Source organism: Aeromonas allosaccharophila (assembly GCF_000819685.1).
Taxonomy (GTDB): Bacteria; Pseudomonadota; Gammaproteobacteria; order Enterobacterales; family Aeromonadaceae; genus Aeromonas; species Aeromonas allosaccharophila.
Map to the genome: position 1 here is coordinate 36,117 of NZ_CDBR01000053.1, position 22,117 is coordinate 58,233.

General features: G+C 61.4%; 20 protein-coding genes. 6 read left to right on the plus strand and 14 right to left on the minus strand.

Annotated features, from left to right (window positions below; translation table 11 throughout):
• Position 1 precedes the first annotated feature (1 nt).
• Positions 2–2,464 carry a diguanylate cyclase domain-containing protein gene (locus BN1115_RS10030; protein WP_042657044.1) on the minus strand — a complete coding sequence of 821 codons (2,463 nt, stop codon included), beginning with the start codon at positions 2,462–2,464 and terminating at the stop codon, positions 2–4.
• Between the two features lie 428 nt (positions 2,465–2,892).
• Here BN1115_RS10030 and lplA point away from each other — a divergent pair, with 428 nt between their 5' ends.
• Both lplA and BN1115_RS10040 read left to right on the plus strand, forming a co-directional pair.
• Entirely contained in the window at positions 2,893–3,909 is a 1,017-nt protein-coding gene (lplA, locus tag BN1115_RS10035) for a lipoate--protein ligase (RefSeq protein WP_042657045.1), read from the plus strand.
• A gap of 222 nt (positions 3,910–4,131) precedes the next feature.
• Positions 4,132–5,826, plus strand: coding sequence for a pyridoxal phosphate-dependent decarboxylase family protein (locus BN1115_RS10040; protein ID WP_042657046.1), 1,695 nt, complete (start codon positions 4,132–4,134; stop codon positions 5,824–5,826).
• Between the two features lie 144 nt (positions 5,827–5,970).
• On the opposite strand, the gene BN1115_RS10045 is transcribed toward BN1115_RS10040, so the two are convergent.
• The 3 genes from BN1115_RS10045 to yiaY all read right to left on the minus strand — a co-directional run bounded on the left by BN1115_RS10045 (position 5,971) and on the right by yiaY (position 8,409).
• On the minus strand, positions 5,971–6,600 hold the full coding sequence (locus BN1115_RS10045) for an NAD(P)H-binding protein (protein ID WP_042657047.1): 630 nt from the start codon (positions 6,598–6,600) through the stop codon (positions 5,971–5,973).
• Positions 6,601–6,781: 181 nt separating this feature from the next.
• The gene (gene bamE / locus BN1115_RS10050; RefSeq protein WP_005337980.1) at positions 6,782–7,120 is read right to left on the minus strand and encodes an outer membrane protein assembly factor BamE; all 339 of its coding nucleotides are present in this window, start codon (positions 7,118–7,120) and stop codon (positions 6,782–6,784) included.
• 137 nt (positions 7,121–7,257) lie between these two features.
• A complete protein-coding gene (gene yiaY, locus BN1115_RS10055) occupies positions 7,258–8,409 on the minus strand; it encodes an L-threonine dehydrogenase (RefSeq protein ID WP_042657048.1) in 1,152 nt (383 codons plus the stop codon).
• Between the two features lie 382 nt (positions 8,410–8,791).
• Between yiaY and udp the strand changes: the two genes are divergently transcribed.
• A complete protein-coding gene (udp, locus tag BN1115_RS10060) occupies positions 8,792–9,547 on the plus strand; it encodes a uridine phosphorylase (protein WP_042657049.1) in 756 nt (251 codons plus the stop codon).
• Between the two features lie 154 nt (positions 9,548–9,701).
• Here udp and BN1115_RS10065 read toward each other — a convergent pair whose 3' ends face one another.
• A complete protein-coding gene (locus tag BN1115_RS10065; protein WP_128821466.1) occupies positions 9,702–10,397 on the minus strand; it encodes an RluA family pseudouridine synthase in 696 nt (231 codons plus the stop codon).
• A gap of 255 nt (positions 10,398–10,652) precedes the next feature.
• Here BN1115_RS10065 and rihA point away from each other — a divergent pair, with 255 nt between their 5' ends.
• Positions 10,653–11,588, plus strand: a complete 936-nt coding sequence (gene rihA, locus BN1115_RS10070) for a pyrimidine-specific ribonucleoside hydrolase RihA (protein WP_042657051.1) — start codon at positions 10,653–10,655, stop codon at positions 11,586–11,588.
• Between the two features lie 34 nt (positions 11,589–11,622).
• On the plus strand, positions 11,623–12,090 hold the full coding sequence (locus tag BN1115_RS10075; protein WP_042657052.1) for a hypothetical protein: 468 nt from the start codon (positions 11,623–11,625) through the stop codon (positions 12,088–12,090).
• A gap of 102 nt (positions 12,091–12,192) precedes the next feature.
• Here the strand turns inward: BN1115_RS10075 and BN1115_RS10080 are convergent, their stop codons facing one another.
• The 3 genes from BN1115_RS10080 to BN1115_RS10090 form a co-directional block, all read right to left on the minus strand.
• Positions 12,193–12,489, minus strand: a complete 297-nt coding sequence (locus tag BN1115_RS10080; protein WP_042657053.1) for a winged helix-turn-helix domain-containing protein — start codon at positions 12,487–12,489, stop codon at positions 12,193–12,195.
• A complete protein-coding gene (locus BN1115_RS10085; protein ID WP_005344342.1) occupies positions 12,486–13,016 on the minus strand; it encodes a DUF1523 family protein in 531 nt (176 codons plus the stop codon). The genes BN1115_RS10080 and BN1115_RS10085 overlap by 4 nt, the downstream gene beginning before the upstream one ends.
• 176 nt (positions 13,017–13,192) lie before the next feature.
• Positions 13,193–14,815, minus strand: coding sequence for a methyl-accepting chemotaxis protein (locus tag BN1115_RS10090; protein WP_042657054.1), 1,623 nt, complete (start codon positions 14,813–14,815; stop codon positions 13,193–13,195).
• Positions 14,816–15,047: 232 nt separating this feature from the next.
• Between BN1115_RS10090 and BN1115_RS10095 the strand changes: the two genes are divergently transcribed.
• On the plus strand, positions 15,048–15,680 hold the full coding sequence (locus BN1115_RS10095; protein ID WP_042058111.1) for a LysE family translocator: 633 nt from the start codon (positions 15,048–15,050) through the stop codon (positions 15,678–15,680).
• A 73-nt stretch (positions 15,681–15,753) separates the two neighbouring features.
• Here the strand turns inward: BN1115_RS10095 and BN1115_RS10100 are convergent, their stop codons facing one another.
• The 6 genes from BN1115_RS10100 to dapE all read right to left on the minus strand — a co-directional run bounded on the left by BN1115_RS10100 (position 15,754) and on the right by dapE (position 22,104).
• Complete coding sequence (locus BN1115_RS10100; protein WP_042657055.1) at positions 15,754–16,962, minus strand: cation:proton antiporter; 1,209 nt, start codon at positions 16,960–16,962, stop codon at positions 15,754–15,756.
• Between the two features lie 31 nt (positions 16,963–16,993).
• Positions 16,994–18,097: a beta-N-acetylglucosaminidase domain-containing protein gene (locus BN1115_RS10105; protein ID WP_042657056.1), complete on the minus strand. Its 1,104-nt coding sequence runs from the start codon at positions 18,095–18,097 to the stop codon at positions 16,994–16,996.
• Between the two features lie 43 nt (positions 18,098–18,140).
• The gene (locus BN1115_RS10110; protein WP_042657057.1) at positions 18,141–19,868 is read right to left on the minus strand and encodes a potassium/proton antiporter; all 1,728 of its coding nucleotides are present in this window, start codon (positions 19,866–19,868) and stop codon (positions 18,141–18,143) included.
• A 279-nt stretch (positions 19,869–20,147) separates the two neighbouring features.
• Entirely contained in the window at positions 20,148–20,294 is a 147-nt protein-coding gene (locus tag BN1115_RS22235) for a hypothetical protein (RefSeq protein ID WP_005337933.1), read from the minus strand.
• Complete coding sequence (locus BN1115_RS10115) at positions 20,291–20,980, minus strand: M15 family metallopeptidase (protein WP_042657058.1); 690 nt, start codon at positions 20,978–20,980, stop codon at positions 20,291–20,293. Before BN1115_RS10115 ends, BN1115_RS22235 begins: the two co-directional genes overlap by 4 nt.
• Positions 20,977–22,104 carry a succinyl-diaminopimelate desuccinylase gene (gene dapE, locus BN1115_RS10120; protein WP_042657059.1) on the minus strand — a complete coding sequence of 376 codons (1,128 nt, stop codon included), beginning with the start codon at positions 22,102–22,104 and terminating at the stop codon, positions 20,977–20,979. Before dapE ends, BN1115_RS10115 begins: the two co-directional genes overlap by 4 nt.
• Between the last annotated feature and the right edge of the window lie 13 nt (positions 22,105–22,117).

Consider the following 22,117-nt stretch of genomic DNA (forward strand, 5'->3'; position numbering starts at 1 on the left):
ACTAGGCGACCACCTCCGCAACCGGCACGCAGCGCTCTGATCTGAACAGGGGGAAGTAGCGGCGATCCGCCTGACTCATGTGGCCGACCACCAGCTCCTGAATGATGAAGTTGAGCAGCTCGTCGTTGCCCAGCGTCCCCGCTCTGGCGGCGTGCAGCAGCTGGCCTGCCTTGTTGAGCAGGCGTTGGTGATCCTGACGGTGGCTGGCCAGCTCCCGATAGTCGATCTCCGCCAGCATCTGCTCTTCAAAGGCGAAGTGGTGACGGGCCATCTCGAACAGGCTCTCCAGACTCTCCAGAAACGGGGCCGGGTGTTCGTGTTGATCCTTGACCCGCTCCAGCAGCCGGTTGGTCAGCACGAACAGCTGGCGATGCTCGGCATCGATGCGCGGGTGACCGCACTCGTGGCCGGGCTGCCACAGCAGGGCGCCCTGCTCCGGATCAAGCCCTGCGCTAAAGAGGCAGACCCGGCCACGGCCGCGATGCTTCGCCTGATACATTGCCTGATCGGCCTGGTGCATCAGGGTCTTGGCATCCTCCCCGTGCTCCGGATAGAGCGCCAGCCCGATACTGCTGGAGATAAGCAGCTCCTGCCCCTCCAGCTGGAACGGATCACGCAACTGCCGGTGCAGCTTGTCGGCTACCGCCAGCACTTCATCGCCGGTATCGGGCAGCAAGATGACGAACTCGTCGCCACCCAGCCGCGCCACCAGATCCTGCTCCCGCACACAGTGACGCATTCGTACGGCCACCAGATTGAGCAGGATATCCCCGGTCTCATGGCCGAAGGTGTCGTTGATCGGCTTGAAGTGATCGAGATCGATAAACATCAGCGCCAGCGGACGGGGCGCCTCCTGCTCCAGCAGCTCCTTAAGCCGTTGTTGCAGCAGGCGGCGATTGGGCAGGCCGGTGAGGGGGTCGTAGAAGGCGAGGCGGTGCATCATGGCCTCCCGCGCCGCCCGCTCGGTGATATCCCTTGTGACGCCCAGGATCGCCTCGGGTTGGGCCGCACCACTGCCATGGAGCGTGGTGATGGTCTCGGTCGCCACCAGATGGCCATGCTTGTGACGCAACTGGGTGCGGATGACCCGGCGGGTCTGGTCGTATTCTCCCCGTTGCCAGGCGGTGAGGGTGGCGGAGATCTCCTCGCGCAGCAGTTGCCGCGAGGCATCCGGCAGCAGTTGCTTGAGCGGCATGGCGAACAGCTCGGGGGCCTCGTAGCCGCTCAGGGCGGCGATGGCCGGACTGACATAGCGAAAGCGCAAGCTGGTGGCATCCATGGTCCAGATCACATCGGCGCTGTTCTCCGCCACGAAGCGGTAGTGCTGTTCGCTCTGGGCCAGTTCACGGGTCAGCCGCTGGCGATCCCGCGCCTCCTGACGCAGCCGCAGATAGAGGTGCAAGAAGATGCCGAGCAGGGTCATCAGGGTAAAGGTGACGAGCATGGCCACCGCCACGCTCTTGTCGAGCAACTTGCGCTGCTGGCGCAGCCGCTCTTGCGCCGGGTCGTAGATGAAGTGGCCTAGGTTGGGCAGCACCTGGAGCATGCCCGCCTCCAGATAGGTTTTGGCGATCTGCAGCCAGCGCTCCTGCTGCATGTAACCCGGTTCGACAAGATCCGGCTGCATCAGCGCTCTGGTTTCGCGGGCCTCGAACGCCAGCTGGTCACGACCCGCGCCGCTCGGGTACTGCTCCATGATCAGGTTGATCATCTCTTCGGGGTTATCCATCGCATAGCGCCACCCCTTGAGGCTCGCCTGCTGGAAGGCGTAGACCCGATCCTGTCGGGTGATCAGCTCCCGCTCGGAGGTAAACAGGTTGTCACCGTAGAAGTCGAAGCCGACGGTACGCGGTCTGAAGACCCGATAGGGGATCCCTTTTTGCTGCAGATAGAAGGGTTCGGTGGAGCTGTAGGCGCTGATGGCATCCACCTCGCCCGCCAGCAGTGCCTGCAGTCCTCTCTCATAGGGAACGGTGACCCAGTCACGGCGCTCGTTATGCCGGGTCAGATAGGTCAGCAGCTCGTTGGAGCCCGGCTCCAGCATCAGCCGCTTGTTGGCCAGATCCGCCGGGTTGCGGATATCGGGCCGCTCCAGCGTCAGCAGCACCAGTGGCGAGTGTTGCAGCAGAGCGGCGAGCACCACCACCGGGCGGCCGGCGGCCCGGTCCAGCAGCAGGTCACTGCCGCTGATGCCAAAATGGGCCTTTCCCGAGATCACCTCGCTGACCACATCGGTCCGGTCGTTCGCCTCGCGCAGGGTGACCCGTAGACCGGCATCCTGATAGAAGCCCTTGGCGATGGCCGCGTAGTAACCGGCAAACTGGAATTGATGTTGCCAGGGCAGTTGCACGATGACCTGCTCCTCGGCCCGCAAGGGGGGAGAGATCAGGGTGGCGATGACCATACTGACCAGCATCGGCAGGAACCAGCTGGGGCGCTGGCGGGGGTCGGCGTTCTCCGTCATACAGCGTTCTCTCGGGAGGCGGTGTCTAAGCTAGATTCAAGCAATTCGTTTTAACCTGCAAGAGGGGAAAAGGCGTTTGCAATGGGGTGTCCGGGACATTAAAAGTCATTTTTGTGTCATTCATCACACTCGATATGCGCATACTGTTTTTTGGCGAGTTATGTGACGAAGAAGAGAGCCATATGGCCAATTAAAGTGGTCGCATTCTAGCCATTTTTTCCCGTTTTTATCGTTGCCATTGTGGCTTGGCTGCATTTTTTTCGCGGTTTCACGTCAAGTTGTGTCGTTATATCAAAAGATACTTTTATGGGGCTGTCAGGTGTGAAGCCAATGTATCCATGCTGCTGCGCACCGGTTAAGGTGAAACGGGTCTGTGATGGCCCCGTCAGTGTTATCATGTTGCCCCCTGTTCCGGATAAGGTCCTGTTATGTCCCGCTTGCGTCTGCTTCTCTCCGACTCTCACGATCCCCTGTTCAATCTGGCTGTCGAGGAGTGCATCTTCCGCCAGATGGACCCCGGCCAGCGGGTGCTGTTCCTCTGGCGCAACGCCAATACCGTGGTGATCGGTCGGGCCCAGAACCCGTGGAAGGAGTGCAATACCCGCCGGATGGAGGAGGATGGTGTGACCCTGGCGCGCCGCAGCAGTGGCGGCGGCGCCGTGTTCCACGACCTTGGCAACAGCTGCTTCACCTTCATGGCGGGCAAGCCGGAGTATGACAAGAGCATCTCCACCGCCATCGTGCTGGACGGGCTCAAGCGGTTGGGGAGCGAGGCCTTTGCCTCCGGTCGCAACGATCTGCTGGTGGCCACCCCGGACGGGGAGCGCAAGGTATCGGGATCAGCCTATCGGGAGACCCTGGATCGCGGTTTCCACCACGGCACCCTGTTGCTGGACGCCGATCTTGGCCGCCTCGCCAACTACCTCAATCCCGACCCCAAGAAGCTGGCCGCCAAGGGGATCAGCTCGGTGCGCAGCCGGGTGGCGAACCTGTGCGAGCTGCAGCCGGGGATCGAGCATCAGCAGGTGTGCGAGGCGCTTGCCGAGGCGTTTTTCCACCATTACGGTGCGCGGGTCGAACCCGAGCATATCTCCCCGGAGCAGATGCCGGATCTGCCCGGCTTTGCCGAGACCTTCGCCCGCCAGCGCAGCTGGGAGTGGAACTATGGCCATGCACCGGCGTTCAGCCATCTGCTGGAGGAGCGGTTCAGCTGGGGCGGGGTGGAGCTGCACTTTGATGTGGAGAAGGGGGGAATCACCCGGGCGCAGCTGTTCAGCGATACCCTGGAGCCAGCTCCGTTCGACGTGTTGGCGGTCGAGCTGGTTGGTTGCGACTATCGGTCGGAGGCGGTTGCCGCGCGCCTGCAGCCCTGGCTGGCGGCCTTCCCGCAGCAACAGGTCGAGCTGGCGGAGTTTGCCCAGTGGCTTTTAGCCTCCCTGCGTTGAGGGGGACGCTGGCTGATGGCCGTCTGGTAGTAAGGACTATGTCAGCCAACATGTGAACGAGATCACGAAATGCAAAGAGGCGCCCCAAAGGCGCCTTTTTGCCAGCCCTTGTCATGGCTGATACATGACAAAAAGTAGGGTAGGCCATTAGATATTGTCGCTGTCGGCCCCGCTGGCACAGGGGTATAACGGCCGCACATTTTCTGTACTAATGGTATAAAAATGAGTGACTTAGTTTATCTGAAAGACGAAAGCGTCAACGCCGTCCACCCCGAGTTCTCAAGCCGGTTTGCAGCCGTAAAAGCCAACTTTTTCTCGCGCAATCCCGATCTCTGGCCGGTTTTTCGCGAACCCGGATTTGCCACCCTCAATGAATTTCGGGCCCGTGGCCTGGCCCCGGATGCCCGTCTGAACGCCTGGCCTGATGGCCGCGCCCGCCTTGCCGATCTCTGCGAGACCATGCCGGTGCCCGCCACCATGCGCACCCCGGGCGAGCCGATGGCCGAACTGCTGTTTGCCGCTGCCCTGTCGAAGGATTGGGAGAACCCCTCCAGCGTCGAGAACGTCATCACCATGTCGGCGGATCCCGCTATCTACGGCGCCCAGCTGGGCATTCTGGCCAACCCCAATCTGGTCTACTCCGAATATGCCGGGGTGGCCGAGGAGCTGGAGAAGAAGGTGGTGCGCCAGATTGCGCTGCTGGCGGGTTATGACCCCGAGCGTGCCACCGGCATCTTCACCCAGGGGGGGACCTTCTGTAACCTCTATGGCTACCTGCTCGGCATTCGCAAAAGCCTGCCGGAGGCCAAGCACAAGGGGCTCGGCCACTATCAGGATTACCGCATTATCAACTCCCAGGGCGGCCACTACTCCAACATCACCAACCTCTCCCTGCTCGGGGTCGATATCGAGAACAAGACCATCCGCATTCAGGTCGGCGAGAACAATGACATCGATCTTGACCATCTTGAGCGCACCCTGACCGCCTGTTTTGCTCTGAAGCACGTGGTTCCTACCATCATGCTCACCATGGGCACCACCGACACCTTTGGGGTGGATCAGGTGAAACCCGTGTTCGAGCTGCGCAATCGCCTCTGCGAGCAGTTCGAGGTGACGGTCAAGCCCCATATCCACGTCGATGCGGCCATCGGCTGGTCGATGATCTTCTTCCTCGATTACGACTTTGCCACCAACCCGCTCGCCATCAACAGCGCGACGCTGGCGGGGATCGAGCGCAACGTGGCGCGTTTTGCCGAGCTGAAATATGCCGACTCCTTCACCGTCGACTTCCAGAAGTGGGGCTATGTGCCCTACACCTCCAGTCTGGTGATGATTAAGGAGCAGGACGATCTCAAGGCGATGGAGAATGACCCGGAGAACTTCTCCTATTTTGAGCGGGACATTCAGGGCCAGACCCACCTGCAATCCACCATCGAATGTTCCCGCGGCGCGAGCGGCCTGTTCGGTGCCTATGCGGCGCTCAACTACATGGGGGTCGAGGGGTATCGCACCGTGCTGGCCCACTGCCTGCAAAATGCCAACTACTTCCGCTTCCGGCTAAGCCAGCTCGGCAATGTCAAGCTGGTGGCGCAGGAGAATCAGGGGCCGAGCGTGGGCTTCAAGATCTACAACCCCGAGTGGGTGATCGATCCGGAGGCCGAGTTCGCCTTCGAGCTGGCCCGCTCCAGCGATCCCGCCTACAAGGCCCGTTTGCAGCGCAACACCGACTACCACCGCAGCCTGTTCAAGGGGCGCGGCAAGGTGGGGCTCTACACCAACTGGGTGGAGGCGGTAGCCCACTCCGAATACGACGCACGGGGCAAATACTCCTACATCGCCGGGGAGAAGGCAGTCTTTATGAACCCCGCCTGCACCCGCGAGCAGATCGACGCCTTTATCGACCATATTCGCGGTTGATGGCGCTCGTCCTGACCACCGATGGCGGCCAATAGTGGCCAGTGGTGGTTGAGGGTGCTCGCCAACAGATAAGCAAAGGGCAAGCCGGTTGGCTTGCCCTTCTGTTTTCACGACGGTATGCGAAAGCGGCGGAAAAGGCCGGGCTCAGAGGGCCAGCAGTTGCTCGTTCTCGACAATTTCGCACCCGGCGGGCAGTTTCGATAGGGCGATCATGGCGCGGGCCACCTGCTGGGCTTCGATGGCGCGCCAGCGTGCGAGCTTGCCCACCAGCAGCGGTCGAAACAGCGGATAGATGGCCTGAAAGATCTGCTCCGAGCGGCGCGGCGGTTGGCGATCCCCCAGCAGCATGGCGGGCCGCACGATGGCGAGCCGTGGCCAGGATTGGGCCAGCAGGGCCTGCTCCATCTCCCCCTTGGTACGCGGATAGAGGGCTGGGGACGATGCGTTTGCTCCCATGCTCGAGACCACGATCAGCCGTTGACAACCGTGGCGGCGGGCCAGTTCGGCAAAGGCGAGCACATAGTCGAGATCGACCCGGCGAAACGCCTCGGCAGAGCCTGCCTCCTTGCGGGTGGTGCCGAGGGTACAGAAGGCGATATCCACCGGGCGGGAGAGGGTGACACTGGCCAGATCATCAAAATTGACCGGCAGCCAGTGGTGCGCCTCCTTGCCCGGCTTGCGACAGAGCAGAGTCAGTTCATGTTCGGCAGGTAGTTGCTGCACCAGTTCGCGACCGATGAGGCCGCTGGCTCCGGCAATCAGGATCCGGCTCATGGGGATTCTCCCTGTGTCATTCGATGGTGTTGATGCCATGTGGCTGCTCATCAGCATCAGGCAATTTACGGGTAGCTGCAATGGGGGACATGACACAGTATCCCCTGACAGGATCACGGGCAGGATACATAGTGCGGGGCTGGATAAAACAAAACCGGCGCGAGGCCGGTTTTGCGAGATATCAGAGCGGGGTATTGAAGGCTGCTGGCAGCGGGAAGTCACCCGTCACTGTGGTCAGCCTGTCATTGGCGAAGGTGACGGTGAGCTCTTTGCGCTCCTTGTCGCCGTGGCCCGGCTGGAATTCATAGAGGTAGTACCAGGTGTTGGGGTCAAAGCCGTCGCGCAGCATGGGGGTCCCCAGCACATAGCTGACCTGCTCGCGGGTCATCCCCTGGCGCAGTTTGTCGACCTGTTTTTGTTCCACATAGTTGCCCTGGGGAATATCAATGCGATAGACCAGGCTGCAACCGGAGAGGGTGAGGGCGGTCAAAGCCGCGGCAATCAGGTGTTTCATCCGCATATCGAGTTCAGATCATCCATACAGTCTTTTTGGCTCGGCAAATCATACCGACTCCCTCCACGGAAGTAAAAAGCCATTGATCCATCAGCCAATAAAAAGGGTCGCACTGCGACCCTTTCTGGCAATCAGGCAACTATTTACATCGCTGCGCGGAAGATGGCGACGATCTCTTCGTGGCTGGCCTGTTTTGGGTTGGTGAAGCCGCAGGCATCTTTCAGGGCGTTGCTGGCCAGGGTATCGAAGTCATCGGCCTTGACGCCGAGCTGCTCCAGACCGGCCGGGATCTTCACATCCAGCGCCAGCTGCTTGATGGCGGCAATGGCAGCGGCAGCGCCCTGCTCGTCGTTCATGGCGCTCACGTCCACACCCATGTAGCGGGCCACCTCTTTCAGGCGAGCGGCGCTCACCTGGGCGTTGTAAGCCTGAACGTGGGGCAGCAGCACGGCGTTGCAGACACCGTGGGGCAGGTCGTAGAAACCGCCCAGCTGGTGCGCCATGGCGTGTACGTAACCCAGGCTTGCGTTGTTGAAGGCCATGCCGGCCAGGAACTGGGCATAGGCCATCTGCTCGCGGGCGTGCAGATCATCGCCCTGGTTGACCGCGGTGCGCAGGTGCTTGGCAATCAGTTCGATGGCCATCACGGCGCTGGCATCGGTCACCGGGGTGGCGATGGTGGAGACATAAGCCTCGATGGCGTGGGTCAGGGCATCCATACCGGTGGCGGCGGTCAGACCAGCCGGCTTGGCCAGCATCAGCTCGGGGTCGTTGACCGACATCAGCGGGGTAACGTGTTTGTCGATGATGGCCATTTTCACCTGGCGCGCTTCGTCGGTGATGATGCAGAAGCGAGTCATCTCGGAGGCGGTACCGGCGGTGGTGTTGATGGCGATGAGCGGCAGTTGCGGCTTGGCGGAGCGATCCACCCCTTCGTAATCCTTGATGTTGCCACCGTTGGCGGCCACCAGCGCGATGCCCTTGGCACAGTCATGGGGTGAGCCGCCGCCCAGTGAAATGACGCAGTCGCAGCCGTTGGCCTTGATCATGGTCAGACCCGCTTCGACGTTGGTCATGGTGGGGTTCGGCTTGGTTTCATCGAAAACCACGCTCTCAATGCCATGTTCAGCCAGCAGGGTGGTGAGCTTGGCGACCACGCCGATCTGGTTGAGGATCTTGTCGGTGACGATCAGTGCTTTGCGATAGCCGTAACCCTTGATATCGGCGGCGGCCTCTTGCAGACAGCCGGCACCCATCAGGTTGATTGCGGGAATATAGAACTTGAATGTAGCCATGATGGACTTCCTGTAGTTAGCCATTAAGTGGTAGTTGGCCGCTAGGCTACCATCTAGAAAGGGATACAAAAGCATCTTATTTACAACTTTACGGGGTCGATCACGAGTCGTTAATTAAGCGCTGAACCGGGCTTGACTTTCCCTGTTCGAGACCCGCTTTCAGAAAAACGTTTGTCAATTATTTCATTGGGTTAGCAAACGTTTTGCGCGATCTTTGTGACTGTCAATGCGTGGAAGTGTGAGGCGCTTCAAGGAATTGGAAAGCGCTTTCGACCATAGTTGGCGCCTCCCCGAAGAGGGGGGTAAAGGCTTGAAAGTATCATAAAGAATCATCTTAACTTGCGCCCTGACCATGCTGGCAGGGGGCAACCAGGAGTCCACTATGTCTGATGTATTTCACTTGGGTTTGAAGAAAGCGGATCTGCAAGGCGCCACCCTGGCGATCGTCCCCGGTGACCCCGAGCGCGTCAAGCGCATCGCAGAGCTGTTGGATAACCCGGTGCACCTGGCCAGCCATCGTGAGTTCACTACCTGGCGCGGCGAGATGGACGGCAAGGCCGTGATCATCTGCTCTACCGGTATCGGTGGCCCGTCCACCTCCATCGCGGTAGAAGAGCTGGCCCAGCTGGGTATCAACACCTTCCTGCGTATTGGCACCACCGGCGCCATCCAGCCGCACCTGAACGTTGGTGACGTGATTGTGACTACCGGTTCCGTGCGCCTCGACGGTGCCAGCCTGCACTTTGCACCGATGGAGTTCCCGGCGGTTGCCGACTTCGACTGCACCACCGCGCTGGTCAACACCGCCAAAGAGATGGGCTCCAAGCTGCACATCGGTGTGACTGCCTCTTCCGATACCTTCTACCCGGGTCAGGAGCGTTACGACACCGTATCCGGCCGCGTAGTGAGCCGTTTCCAGGGTTCCATGAAAGAGTGGCAAGCCATGGGCGTGCTGAACTATGAGATGGAATCTGCCACCCTGCTGACCATGTGCACCAGCCAGGGCCTGCGTGCCGGTATGGTAGCTGGCGTTATCGTCAACCGTACCCAGCAGGAAATCCCGAACGCCGAAACCATGGCGAAGACCGAATCTGATGCCATCAAGATCGTACTGGGCGCTGCCCGCAAGCTGATCTGATAGCACCACAAAGAGTGGGGGGTGGGGGCCGTTGCGAAAGCACGGCCCCTATCTTTATCCGCCGTTTGTCCCTTTTTCTCTCCAGTAACCCCTTTCACTATTCCCGCCGCTCTCGCGTCTATTGCCATCTACTGACGGCCTCTACTGATTGCTCCTAAAAAGGCGCTGCACAGCGGATCTGCATCGGCTCACCGCTCACCGGATGTGCAAAATCCAGCTCGCTGGCATGCAACATCAGCCGTGGTGCTTGTTCGCAGCCGGGTGACAGCAGACCGCCGTAGAGATCGCAGCCGAGAATGGGGTGGCCCAGCTGCTGGCAGTGGATCCGCAGCTGATGGGTGCGGCCGGTCTCCGGTACCAGCCTTACCCGGGTCAGTGGCACAGCCTGACCCTGCATCTGCTGCGCCAGCCGCTCAATCACCTGATAGCGGGAGCGGGCGGGTTTGCCGCTGGCGGCGCAGATCTTCATCAGCGGGAAAATCGCCGGATCCTTGGCAATGGCTGCATCGATCACTCCCTCATCGTCAGCCAGATGGCCGCAGAGCAGGGCGCTGTAGGCCTTGCTTACCGTCCGCTGGCTGAACTGCTGGCAGAGCAGGGCATTGATGGCCTTGTTTCTGGCCACCACCATGAGACCCGAGGTACCAAAATCGAGGCGATGCACCAGGGTGCAGCCGGGGTAATCCTGCTCCAGTCGATAATGCACCGAGTCGAGGTTCTGCGGATTCTTGCCCGAGAGGCTCAGCAGGCCGCTCGGCTTGTTGATGAGCAGCAGCTGCTCATCTTCGAACAGGATCTCGATGGCAGCCTCGCAGGGCGGGGCGATAAAGGTGTCGACGATAACGGACATAGGGCGCACGGGCTGGGAACGGGGGGCGATCATACCCGAACCAGCGCGGCCGAGCGAATGGGCGGTGCACTGCCTCGGGAAATGAACGGGATGGTGCCATGCAACCTCTTGATAATGAGCCGCTTTGAACGAGGCGGCGTGCCGTGCAAACCGCCTGGGTCAGCAGCAAGGCCCCGTTTTGTGACCCCTTCCCGAGTTCATCCGAAGCTTGCTTGTTAAGGTATGGCTCCCTGTTATGTTGTAAGGACCCTCTCCATGGCACTGCCCGTTATTCTCGATTGTGATCCCGGCCACGACGACGCCATTGCCCTCATTCTGGCGCTGGCCAGCCCCGAACTTGAGGTGCTGGCGGTCACCACCAGCGCGGGCAACCAGACACCGGACAAGACCCTCAACAATGCCCTGCGCATCCTCACCTTGCTGGGACGGGACGATATTCCGGTGGCTGCGGGGGTGCCCAAGCCGCTGGCCCGCGAGCTGATTATCGCCGACAACGTCCATGGCGAATCGGGGCTCGATGGCCCCACGCTGCCGGATCCCGCCTTCGCGCCGCAGGCCATGACGGGGCTTGAATTGATGGTCAAGTGCCTGCGCGAGAGCCCGCAGCCGGTGACTCTGGTGCCGACCGGCCCGCTCACCAATATCGCCCTGCTGCTGGCGGCTCACCCGGAGCTCAAACCAAACATTGCCCGCATCGTATTGATGGGGGGTGCCGCAGGGGCCGGCAACTGGACCCCGGCGGCGGAATTCAATATTTATGTGGACCCGGAAGCGGCCGATATGGTGTTCAAGTCGGGTATTCCTATCACCATGTGTGGCCTCGATGTGACTCATGAGGCGCAGGTGATGGACGAGGATATCGAGCGGGTGCGCGCCATCACCAATCCGGTGGCCCAGTGCGTCGCCGGGCTGCTCGACTTTTTCATGATCTACCACCGGGATCCCAAGTGGGGATTTGCTGGTGCACCGCTGCACGACCCCTGTACCATTGCCTGGTTGCTGGCTCCCGAGCTGTTCCACGGGGTCGAGTGCCGGGTCGATATCGAGACTGGCGGCACCCATACTTGCGGCATGACGGTGGTGGATCGTTATGGTCTGACCGGCAAGCCAGCCAATGCGCTGGTGCTGTTGGGGCTGGATCGGGCAGGCTTTATTGATCTGCTGGTCGAGCGGCTGCGGGCCTTTGGCTGAGCGCCGATTCACTTTTTGCAAGAAGGGGCAGGGAATGTGGAAGAGAGGGGTGGTGCTGCTGGCCGGGTTGCAACTGACGGGTTGTGCGACGCCATTCGAGCGGATGTGGCAGGGGCTGGCGACCTGCGAGTTTACCGATCTCTATGTGGATGAGACGGGCAGAGCCGCCAATCTACAGCTGGCCAACTACACCCCCTACAAGGTGAGCGACGGCTTTGCCTGGTACAAGGTGCACGAGGAGCTGCACGGCCTGCCGGTGGTCGGCTTTATCGTGCCTGCCGCAAGCTTTGAAGTGCACGCTCTCTTTGTCGATACCCCCATCGCCAACGCCCGCCGGTTGACCCACAACGCCTACGGCAGCGAGTTTAGTGACGAGCTGCAGCACGATGAAGGCTCCGCCCCTTTGCTGCTGCGCGATCCCAACAACCCCAAGCGCTCCATCATCGATTGCACCAGAGGGGAGTCGGAAGAAGAACTGGAGGATTCGGCCATGCCCGAGTAGGGCGACCTGCCACGCCATCGGCTTGGAAATAGAGGGGCCAGCCTTGTCGGCTGGCCCCTCTATATATTTAGTGCAGAGTGATATTGCAGAGCGGTTCCCGGATCAGGGATAGCTCAGCGTCTCCTTGATAAGCGGCAGTTGCGCCTTAATCCATGTCGGGTTGATCGGCCCCCAGTCGCTGATGCGGTAGTGCCCCTGCAGGTGGCGCGCCCCCTCGGTCTGCTCGAAGGCGCAGCTGATATCGAGCTCGGCCAGTGCGCTCAGGGTATCTTGCGCAGTGCGGCGCGGCATGCCGGTCGCCTCCATGATGGCGGGCACTGTATCCGTGCCCTGGCTGATCAGCCAGGCCACGTAGAGCCGCCGGTAGAAGCTGGTGCGGGTCTTGCTCGGTTCACTCATATCTCGTCCTCGAGACGATCGAAGTAGCGCCAGGTCGCAATGGCCGCTTTGCCCATCACCAGTGCCCAGAGGCCGAACCAGAACCAGCGGAAGAAGCTCCAGGTGGAGGCATCGGGTTCGGTGCTCTCAATCTTGGTGACGTTGGGGAACATGGAGAACATGTTGATGCGCCAGCCGTAGGAAGTAATGATGGCCAGACGCTTCTCGAACTCCATCGATTTGGCCTTGGCCTGCACGTCGGCGGCGTTGAACTTGAAGTAGAAGGGCCAGCCCCACTCGGTATCTTCATTGCGGAACACCCGGATCTTCTCGCCGGGACGCTCGGTATAGATGTAGTAGACGTCGGTGGTGGGGCCGTCAGCCGGGTTCTTCTGGCTGATGGGGCCATCCTTGTCGGTGCGCTTTACCTCGACCCCGGTGATGGTGGCGATGGTGTGCTCCGGCAGATAGTAGTCGAGCCAGGCGGCGGAAATGAGGGCGATGAGCCCCAGGGCGATAAAGGCGGGTTTCTTGAATCTCAGGCTCATGGTGTGCTCACGTGAGGGGGGAGTAACGTGCCTCTACCATACCGATATTTGACGGGGCAGCCCAGCCCCTTATGGCACCAATGGCCAAAAAATGGCGTTTAAAACAGGGACAAACAGATTGCCCCGTGAATCAAAAAGGCCCTCGCGGGCCTTTTTCTCTTGTTCACTTCCTGTGCTTACAGCTGGAATCGGGAAAGCTGCTTGCGCTGCTGCTCGGCGAGCTGCGAGAGCTCGTTGCTGGCAGTGGCGCTCTGGCTGATACCGGCGGAGCTCTGGCTCACGATCTCGTGAATATTGGTGATGTTGCGGTTGATGTCGGCGGTGACGCAGGACTGCTCCTCGGCGGCGGTGGCGACCTGGGCGTTGGCGTCGTTGATCTGGCGCACGGCACCGGTAATGCCACTTAGCAGATCCTGCACCTGAGCCGATAGGCGCTGGTTATGGCTGAGGATCTCCAGCGTCTCCTGCACGCCGTTGTTGGCGGACTGGGACTGGCTCTGCAGCCGCTCGATGATGGTCTGGATCTCCTTGGTGGAGTCCTGGGTGCGGGCCGCCAGCATTCTCACCTCGTCGGCCACCACCGCAAAACCGCGCCCCGTTTCACCGGCACGGGCCGCTTCGATGGCGGCATTGAGCGCCAGCAGGTTGGTCTGCTCGGAGATCCCCTGGATCACTTCAATCACCTTGCCGATCTGCTCGGACTGGGATTTGAGCTGGGCCACGATGGCGGCAGCATCTTCCAGACTGCCCGCCATCCGGCTGTTGGCGGCGATGCTTTCGGTAAAGAGCGCGAGCCCCTGTTCGACCCGGCCATTGGCATCCCGCGCCAGCTCATCGGCGATGGCGGCGTTGTGGTTGACGTTGTCAGCGGTGCTGGAAAGCTCGGTCACGGCCGAGGCGACCTGTTCAATTTCGCTGTGCTGCTGCCTTGCATTGGCCTCGGACTGGGTCATCACGGCGGCCAGTTCGGTGGCGGCGGAGGCGACGCTGTTGCTGATGCCGGTCAGGCTCTCTATGGTGCTGCCGAGTTGGGTCAGGGTGAGGTTGATATCTTTGGCCAGACGGGTCAGCTCGTTGTTGCCCTCCGCCTTGGCACGCACGTTGAAGCGCCCTTGCGCCACCGCGTGCATCACTTCCTGCAACTGGGCGATGGGGCTGACGATACGACCGGAGAGCACCCAGCCGCAGATCAGCGCCGCCAGCAGGGTGCCGGCGGTGAGCAGCAGGGTACGCAGCAGAGTGGCGTCATAGTGGGCCTGCTCTTCAGCCAGCTCTTGCTGGGTCAGCTGGTTGATGTGGGCAGACATGCTGTCGATCTGCTTGATCAGCTGTTCACCCAGCTCGCGGAAATGGAGGCGGGCCGCCTCGTAGGCGACCGGATCGCCGCCACCCTGATGTTTTTGCGCCAGCAGCGGCAGCATGTTGCCGCGAGTATGGCCGAGGTAGGCCTGCAGGGCGGCAGCGACCTGACGGTTATCCTGCTCGGCACCGGGGATCACCAGACGTGCGAGGATGCTATTGATCTCCTGCTCGGCGCTGTTGAGGTTCGCCGGCAGCGCGGCAAACAGCTTGGCATCGTAGAGGCCATAGATGGCGCTGGTGCGCAGCCGGTAGGTGGCGTGGATCAGTTTGGCAATGTCGTCCTTGTTCTGGACCACGCTCTGGGTCGTCTCATCTATGTCACGGATGGCTTCGTCCAGCCCCTGTTTACTGATGGCGATCATCACCAACATCAGCAGGCTGGCCAACAGCAGCGGTATCAGGATTTGGACTCTTATTGATAGATTATTCAATGACATAGATAGTTCTAATCCGAAATTGGAGGAACCGACATATTACACATTAGCGTCAGGAGCTGTCACAGGCTTTTATTGCTGAAATGTGCTGAAGAAAAGGTTTTTCCTTGTGCGCAAGGAGCCGTTTAGGCATGATTGAACGCTTAATCCCCTGAATATGTGGTACAACTGGCTGTATTGATTCAATATTGTCCGGTTTCCGTTATTCCCCGCTCTCGTCCCATGGAGGTGTGTTGTGTCCAGCTGGATCGATCCGGCCATTCTGGCTCTGTTTATCCCGACCTTTTTCTTTGTCTCGGTGACCCCCGGCATGTGCATGACCCTGTCGATGACGCTGGGGATGAGCCTGGGTGTGCGCCGTACCCTGCACATGATGTGGGGGGAGTTGATCGGGGTCGGGTTGGTCTCGGTACTGTCGGTGATCGGGGTGGCCGCCATCATGCTCAACTATCCGGGGATCTTTGCCGCCTTCAAATATGTCGGGGGCGCCTATCTGGTATGGCTTGGCATCCAGATGTGGCAGGCCAAAGGCAAGATGGCCATTCCGGCGGATCTCTCGGCCGGTCAGCAGACCAGCGCCATGGGGCTGGCGGTGCAGGGCTTTGTCACCGCAATCGCCAACCCCAAGGGGTGGGCCTTTATGATCTCCTTGCTGCCGCCGTTTATCTCTGCCGACAAGCCGATGGCGCCGCAGATCAGCGCGCTGGTGGCGCTGATCCTGGTCATCGAATTCTCCTGCTTACTGCTCTACGCCAGCGGTGGCCGCACCTTGCGCCACTTCCTCGCCAGGAGCGGCAACGTCACCCTGATGAACCGCATCGCCGGTACCCTGATGCTGGGAGTGGGAGTCTGGCTGGCGCTTGGTTGAGCGCCGTTATTGACCCTCGCCAGAAAAGAAAAATGCCACCGGTCGGTGGCATTTTTTATGGGCGCGGCCTGGCTCAGCGAGGTTTGAAGCGCTCGACCCAGGGGTTGGCGGTCAGGCCGTGGAGCAACACGCTCAGAATAATGGTGCAGAGCACGGTGGCGATGATGGGGCGTTGGCCGATCAGCGCCGGCTGGTTTTGCAGTACCATCACCGCAAAGACGATGCTGGCAAGGCCCCGTGGCCCGAACCAGCCGATAAAGAGCTTGAGCTCGGGCTTGAGGCCGGTGCCGAGCAGGCTGAGCCAGACCGGCACCATCCGCAGCAGGGTGAGGCTGGCGGCAGCATAGAGCCAGTATTGCCACTGCATCAGCTCGGGCAGCATGGGGAGCAGGGTGGCGCCAAACACCATCCAGATCACCACCGAGAGCAGATCGCCGTAGCCTTCGCAGCTGTCCATGTAGGCGTGCTTGTGCTCGCCGAGTCTGCGCCCGATAAAGAGGCCGCCGACAAAGGCAGCGATAAAGCCGCTGCCACCGAGAGTCTGGGCCAGCGCGAAACAGAGCAGGGCCAACCCCGGCATGGTGAGCTGACGCCACAGCGGCAGTTGCCAACCGTTGAGATAGGACATTTTCAGCAGCCGGATGGTGAGGCTGGTCAGCACGAAGGCAACCAGCAGGCCAATGCCGATCTCCTCCAGCATCAGGGTGATGGCCAGCGTCGCGGTGCCCGCATGTTGCTCGGTGGGGGCGATAAGGGCCAGCAGCAGGAGCAGTACCGGCACGCAGATACCGTCATTTAGGCCGCTCTCCTGATTGAGCCCTTCACGCACCGGTGCCGGTACGGCCGGGTTGCTGACCACCGCCTTGCCGAGCGCCGCATCGGTGGGGGCGAGTATGGTGGAGAGGATGGCCATCTCCAGCAGTGGCAAGTCGGGGAAGAGCCAGTGGCCAAACAGGGCGCCACAGACCAGGGTGAGGGGCAGGCCTATCAGCAGCAGCCGGATCGGCAGTTGCCGGTTGGCCAGCAATACCTGCCAGTTGGTATTGGCGGCATCGTTGAACAGCACGATGACCAGCGAGAGCTCGGCCAGCAGCTTGATGCCATCGCTGTCGATGGAGAGGGCGATCAGCTCCACACCACCCGGCCCCAGCAGCCAGCCCGCCAGCATAAACAGCAGGGGGCCGTTGACCAGTTTTGATTCAAAGCGCCCGGCGATCAGGCTATAGACCAGCAAGAAAGCGGCGATCACCGCCAGGTTCTGGTAAAGCAGGTGTGCATCCATACAACCTCCTTTCTGCCCCTGCGGGGGCGGTTTAATCGGTCAGACAGTCGGGGTCGAACACATACTCCCCGTCCAGCCAGCGCACTATCTCGTCGACGCAGGCTTGATCCCGAAACGGCAGGTAGCGCACCTTGAGGGCGGCAATCTGCTCGGGGGTGAGCTGAGCCAGCCCGATGTCCTGAAACAGTGGCAAGTCGGCCTCTATCATTGCCGAGATCTGCGGGCCACAGGTGGCGTTGAGGGAGGCGTGCAGCGCCTTGTCGGGGTCATACTGCTTGCCTAGCCGGTAGCTCATCGGCAGGGTGGCGAGCGGCAGGGTCGACAGCGCCGCCTGCTTCATCGGGTTGACCGCGTGGCCCGAGACCAGCTCCGCCAGCTCGGCGGGGCGGTTCTCGAAGGCGCGCAGATGGAGGTAGCTGCTCGCCTTGCTGCCATCGTTGACCGGGTAGTTGTCCCACAGGAAGGGCTTGCGGCCGAGCAGTTCGGTCACCTGCTTGAGGTGCGCAGCCGGATACTCGGTCGAGCAGACCTTGGGGCCGGTCCAGAAGATCTCGAAGCGGTGGTCGAGCTGCTCGCCAAGCTCTTCCAGATAGCGGGGGGGCATGGCACCGAACACCTTCTCCAGCACCGGATCGGTCGAGTAGTAGCTGGGGCAGAAGATGAGCCGTTTGGCCTTGCTGTGAGCCGCGATATCGTGGGCGATGGTGAGCTGATGGTGCGCCAGATCCGGGGTATCCCCCTTCATGTCGTCAAACAGTACCGCCAGAATATCGGGCTGGAGCACCTCGTCGATCAGGCGCACTTTTTCAAGCAGCGCCGGGCGCTTGCGATCGTAGTCGTGATGGGCCCCCATGGGGCTTAGGCCCACCCCGAAGGCGAGCCCGTTGGCGCGGCACTGGCGCGCCAGCTCGGCGAGATCGGCCAGTTGCTGCTCGGGCCAGGGGAGGGCCCAGTGCTTACGCAGATAGCCATCCTCTTTCGGGGCGTAGATATAGAAGCCGTAACCGTGGCGCGGCAGCCACTGGGCGTAGCGGGCGCGGGCCTGCCAGCTCCATCCCTTGCCAAAAAAACCTTCAATCACCCCCAGATTGGCTGCGGGGGGCAGGGGGCCGGACAGCAAACTTTGATATGGCATAACACTCTCCCTTCTTGCTGGGGACTTGATACGGGACGGTCGGTCAGACCGGGTCCTCTTCCTGAAAGCGCACCCCGATCTTGCTCGGCACGCTCTCGTCCATTTCGGCCACGGTCCAGATCAGGCCCTGCCATTCGATGTTGTCACCGACCACCAGATTATCGCCCAACTGGCTGGCAATAAAATCGCCCAGTGTCTGATCCGCCACCTCGCTCACATCCAGCCCGTAGAGAGGGGCGAGATCCACCAGCTGCGCCGCCGCTTCCAGCAGGAAGTCGCCGAAGAAGCGGGGGCCGAGATCTTGCTCCGGCGCCTGACTGAACAGCTGACCGAGGGCGGGTAGGTCGCGCTCGTGACCAATCACACAGAGGATGTCATCGGCCTGCAGACAGGTACTGCCCGAGGGGTGCAGCAGCTCGCGGCCGCGAAACAGGGCGCAGATCCGGGTGCCGGTGGGCATCTGCAGATCCCGCAGTGGCGAGCCGATGCACCACTTCTCCTCTCCCAGCTGGTAGACGAAGGTCTCCCACTGGCTGTCGAGATCGATCTCGAGCCCGGAGCGGTTGATGGGCGACGGCGGGGCCGGTACCTCCACCCGCGCCAGTTTTGATGCCAGCGGCAGCGAGCTGCCCTGCAAAATCAGCGAGACCAGCACCACGAAGAAGGCGACGTTGAAGTAGAGCTGGGCGTTGGGTAGCCCCGCCATCATGGGGAACACTGCCAGAATGATGGGCACCGCGCCGCGCAGGCCAACCCAGGAGATAAACCAGCGCTCGCGGGGGGCGAAGTTCTTGAATGGCAGCAGCCCGATCCAGACCGACACCGGGCGGGCAAACAGGATCATCCACATCGCCAGCGCCAGCGCGGGCAGGGCGATGGGCAGCAGTTTGTGGGGTGAGGCGAGCAGCCCCAGCACCAGAAACATGCCGATTTGGCTGAGCCAGGTCAGGCCATCCAGCACCGACAATGTGGTGCTGCGGCTGCGCAGGGAGAGGTTGCCGAGCAACAGACCGGTGAGGTAGATGGCGAGAATGCCGCTGCCACCGACCGCCGTGGTGAGGGCGAAGATCAGCAGGCCGCCGCTGACGGTGAGCAGCGGATAGAGCCCCGGCGCCAGGCGGGCGCTGTTGATGAGGCGCCACAGCAGCCAGCCGCCGCCAAGGCCGATCCCGGCGCCAAGGCCAAACTGCTTGACCAGTTGCAGCAGCAGGAAGCCCCCATCCAGCCCTTGCTGGGCGGTGGCGAGCACCTCGATCAGGGTGACGGTGAGAAAGACCGCCATGGGGTCGTTGCTGCCTGACTCTATCTCCAGAGTGGCGCTCACCCGCTCGTTGAGGCTGCGCCCACCAAGCAGGGAGAAGACCGCCGCCGCATCGGTGGAGCCGACGATGGCGCCGATCAGCATCCCCTGCATCAGGTTGAGGTCAAACAACCAGGCAGCGGCGAGCCCCGTCAGGCCGGTGGTGATGGCCACCCCGACCGTGGCGAGCGATAGCGCAGGCCAGAGCGCGACCCGGAACGAGGAGACCCGGGTGCGCATGCCGCCGTCGAGCAGAATGATGGCGAGCGCCAGGTTGCCCACCAGATAGGCGATGGAGTAGTCAGCGAAGTGGATGCCGCCGGGGCCATCCTCACCGGCTAGCATGCCGACGGCGAGGAAGATAACCAGAATGGGAATACCGAGGCGGGAAGAGAGGGCGCTCAACAGTACGCTGGCTCCCACCAACAGGGCAGCGACAAAAAAGAAACTGTTGATGGTAGCGGCATCCAAGGGCGAACTCCTTCCTGGTAATGTGCAAAGTAGGCACATTATATGCAGTTAGGCCCCCCTTGTGTGGCTTATTTGTGCATCAATTTGCACTTTCTTACATTTTTCATCCCTTTTTCAGCATGCCCGCGCCATATTCTGACAGTGACGGGGTTAACGAAAGCGGAGTCAAAGGAGCGTCGATTTCAGGATGCGCAGGGAGGAGAGGGCGGGGAAAAGCGAAACGGCACAGCAGAGGGAGAGGGGAGCACAAGGGCGCTCCCCACGGGATGGGGGCGGGATTCAGTCGTCCTCGTCATCCTTCACTTCGCGGATCTTGTCCTTGTAGTTGGGCAACTGCTTCTCCAGCCGTTTCATGTCTTTGATGGCATTGAGAAACAGCCCGAGCAGGAACAGCAGCGGCAACCCTATCCACAGCCAGAGATTCATGGGATTTTCCTTTCGTCAGGACAGGTGGTGACATAACGGGCCAAAATTTCATCAAGGTTGGCCAATATGGTCGACTTGCCTTCAATATCCGCCTGTTGCAGGCAAAGCGCCAGTGCCGCGGGATCGAGCCGCTGCTCGTCGGACTCCAGCGAGAAGCTGATATGCCAGGGCTCGTAGGCGACCCCGCTCTGTGCCCCGACCGGCTTGGCATAAGGGAGGAAGAAGCCGAAGTCGCTCATATGGTCGCTGAGCCACTCGCTGAGATCTGCAAACCAGCCCCCGGCTTCATACTCCCACGGCTCCAGTGCCAGTTTGGTATCGGCGGGCAAACAGTCCGGGTCGTAGATATCGAGATCGGTCCCCCAGTGGTGACGGCTGGTGCCGGGCAGGGCACTCCAGCGCAGGATGGCGTGCAGCCGCTCCACCTCGCTTAGTTGCAGGGCATCGATGGGCTGGCTGTGGGCATCGAGCAGTGGCCGTTCGCCGCGCCACTTGCCATTCCAGATGGCGAGTTGGCGTTCGAAGCTGCGCCAGCTGGAGGCCGCCTGCAGGTTGAACCCCTCATAGGCAGCCGCCACCTGCATGTCGTTGAAGGCCGCCGCGGTGGCGGCGGTCAGACGATGGGGACCGCGCCCCACCACAATAAGGTGGCTCTCGTCGAGCCCCAGCAGTTGTTCCTGTGTCATGCCAGCAATCTCTCGAGCACCCCTTGGTACATGTCTGCCAGCAGATCCAGATCATCCGCTTTCACGCACTCGTTGACCTTGTGGATGGTGGCGTTGACGGGGCCAAGCTCAATCACCTCGGCGCCGGTGGGGGCGATAAAGCGCCCGTCGGAGGTGCCGCCGGTAGTGAGCAGGGCCGGTCGCTGACCGTTCACTGCCTCGATGGCCGCCACGGCCGCATCGAGCAGCGCGCCGGTATCGGTGAGGAAGGGTTGGCCTGAGAGGGTCCAGCTCAGCTGATAATCAAGGCCATGTTTATCCAGCAGCGCTTCGACCCGCTCGCGGATATCCATGTCGGTCAGTTGGGTGCTGAAGCGGAAGTTGAACTGCACCTGCAACTCGCCCGGAATGACGTTGGAGGCGCCAGTGCCCGCCGAAATGTTGGCGATCTGGAAGCTGGTGGGGGGGAAGTAGGCGTTACCCTCATCCCACACGGTGGCGGCGAGCTCAGCCAACGCTGGCGCGGCGTTGTGAATGGGGTTGTCCGCCAGATGGGGATAGGCCACATGCCCCTGCACCCCGCGCACCAGTAGATCGCCGGTGATGGAGCCGCGGCGGCCGTTCTTCACCACATCCCCCACCACGGCGGTAGAGGAGGGCTCGCCGACGATGCACCAGCGGATCTTCTCGTTGCGGGCCTCCAGGGTGTCGATCACCCGGGTGGTGCCATTGATAAAGGGCCCCTCCTCATCTGAGGTGATAAGGAAGGCGATGGACCCTGCGTGATCCGGATGCTCGGCCACGAAACGCTCGACCGCCACCACCATGGACGCCAGCGAGCCCTTCATATCGGCGGCGCCACGGCCGTAGAGTACGCCATCCTTGATGGTCGGCTCGAACGGCGGGGTGTGCCATTTGTCCAGCGGCCCGGCGGGCACCACGTCGGTGTGTCCGGCGAAGCAGAACAGCGGCCCCTCGCTGCCACGGCGGGCCCAGAGGTTGGTGGTGTCTTCAAACACCATGGGCTCGATAACGAACCCGATCCTGGCGAGGCGCTCCGCCATCAGGGTCTGGCACCCTTCATCGAGGGGGGTAACGGAGGGGCGGCGGATCAGATCCTTGGCCAGTGCGATGACATCCGACATCAGTTGTCCTTAG

Excerpts from the sequence above, each read along its gene's own strand:
- BN1115_RS10030 (WP_042657044.1), bottom strand. The coding sequence starts at position 2,464 with ATGACGGAGAACGCCGACCCCCGCCAGCGCCCCAGCTGGTTCCTGCCG.
- lplA (WP_042657045.1), top strand. The coding sequence starts at position 2,893 with ATGTCCCGCTTGCGTCTGCTTCTCTCCGACTCTCACGATCCCCTGTTC.
- BN1115_RS10040 (WP_042657046.1), top strand. The coding sequence starts at position 4,132 with ATGAGTGACTTAGTTTATCTGAAAGACGAAAGCGTCAACGCCGTCCAC.
- BN1115_RS10045 (WP_042657047.1), bottom strand. The coding sequence starts at position 6,600 with ATGAGCCGGATCCTGATTGCCGGAGCCAGCGGCCTCATCGGTCGCGAA.
- bamE (WP_005337980.1), bottom strand. The coding sequence starts at position 7,120 with ATGCGGATGAAACACCTGATTGCCGCGGCTTTGACCGCCCTCACCCTC.
- yiaY (WP_042657048.1), bottom strand. The coding sequence starts at position 8,409 with ATGGCTACATTCAAGTTCTATATTCCCGCAATCAACCTGATGGGTGCC.
- udp (WP_042657049.1), top strand. The coding sequence starts at position 8,792 with ATGTCTGATGTATTTCACTTGGGTTTGAAGAAAGCGGATCTGCAAGGC.
- BN1115_RS10065 (WP_128821466.1), bottom strand. The coding sequence starts at position 10,397 with ATGTCCGTTATCGTCGACACCTTTATCGCCCCGCCCTGCGAGGCTGCC.
- rihA (WP_042657051.1), top strand. The coding sequence starts at position 10,653 with ATGGCACTGCCCGTTATTCTCGATTGTGATCCCGGCCACGACGACGCC.
- BN1115_RS10075 (WP_042657052.1), top strand. The coding sequence starts at position 11,623 with ATGTGGAAGAGAGGGGTGGTGCTGCTGGCCGGGTTGCAACTGACGGGT.
- BN1115_RS10080 (WP_042657053.1), bottom strand. The coding sequence starts at position 12,489 with ATGAGTGAACCGAGCAAGACCCGCACCAGCTTCTACCGGCGGCTCTAC.
- BN1115_RS10085 (WP_005344342.1), bottom strand. The coding sequence starts at position 13,016 with ATGAGCCTGAGATTCAAGAAACCCGCCTTTATCGCCCTGGGGCTCATC.
- BN1115_RS10090 (WP_042657054.1), bottom strand. The coding sequence starts at position 14,815 with ATGTCATTGAATAATCTATCAATAAGAGTCCAAATCCTGATACCGCTG.
- BN1115_RS10100 (WP_042657055.1), bottom strand. The coding sequence starts at position 16,962 with ATGGATGCACACCTGCTTTACCAGAACCTGGCGGTGATCGCCGCTTTC.
- BN1115_RS10105 (WP_042657056.1), bottom strand. The coding sequence starts at position 18,097 with ATGCCATATCAAAGTTTGCTGTCCGGCCCCCTGCCCCCCGCAGCCAAT.
- BN1115_RS22235 (WP_005337933.1), bottom strand. The coding sequence starts at position 20,294 with ATGAATCTCTGGCTGTGGATAGGGTTGCCGCTGCTGTTCCTGCTCGGG.
- BN1115_RS10115 (WP_042657058.1), bottom strand. The coding sequence starts at position 20,980 with ATGACACAGGAACAACTGCTGGGGCTCGACGAGAGCCACCTTATTGTG.
- dapE (WP_042657059.1), bottom strand. The coding sequence starts at position 22,104 with ATGTCGGATGTCATCGCACTGGCCAAGGATCTGATCCGCCGCCCCTCC.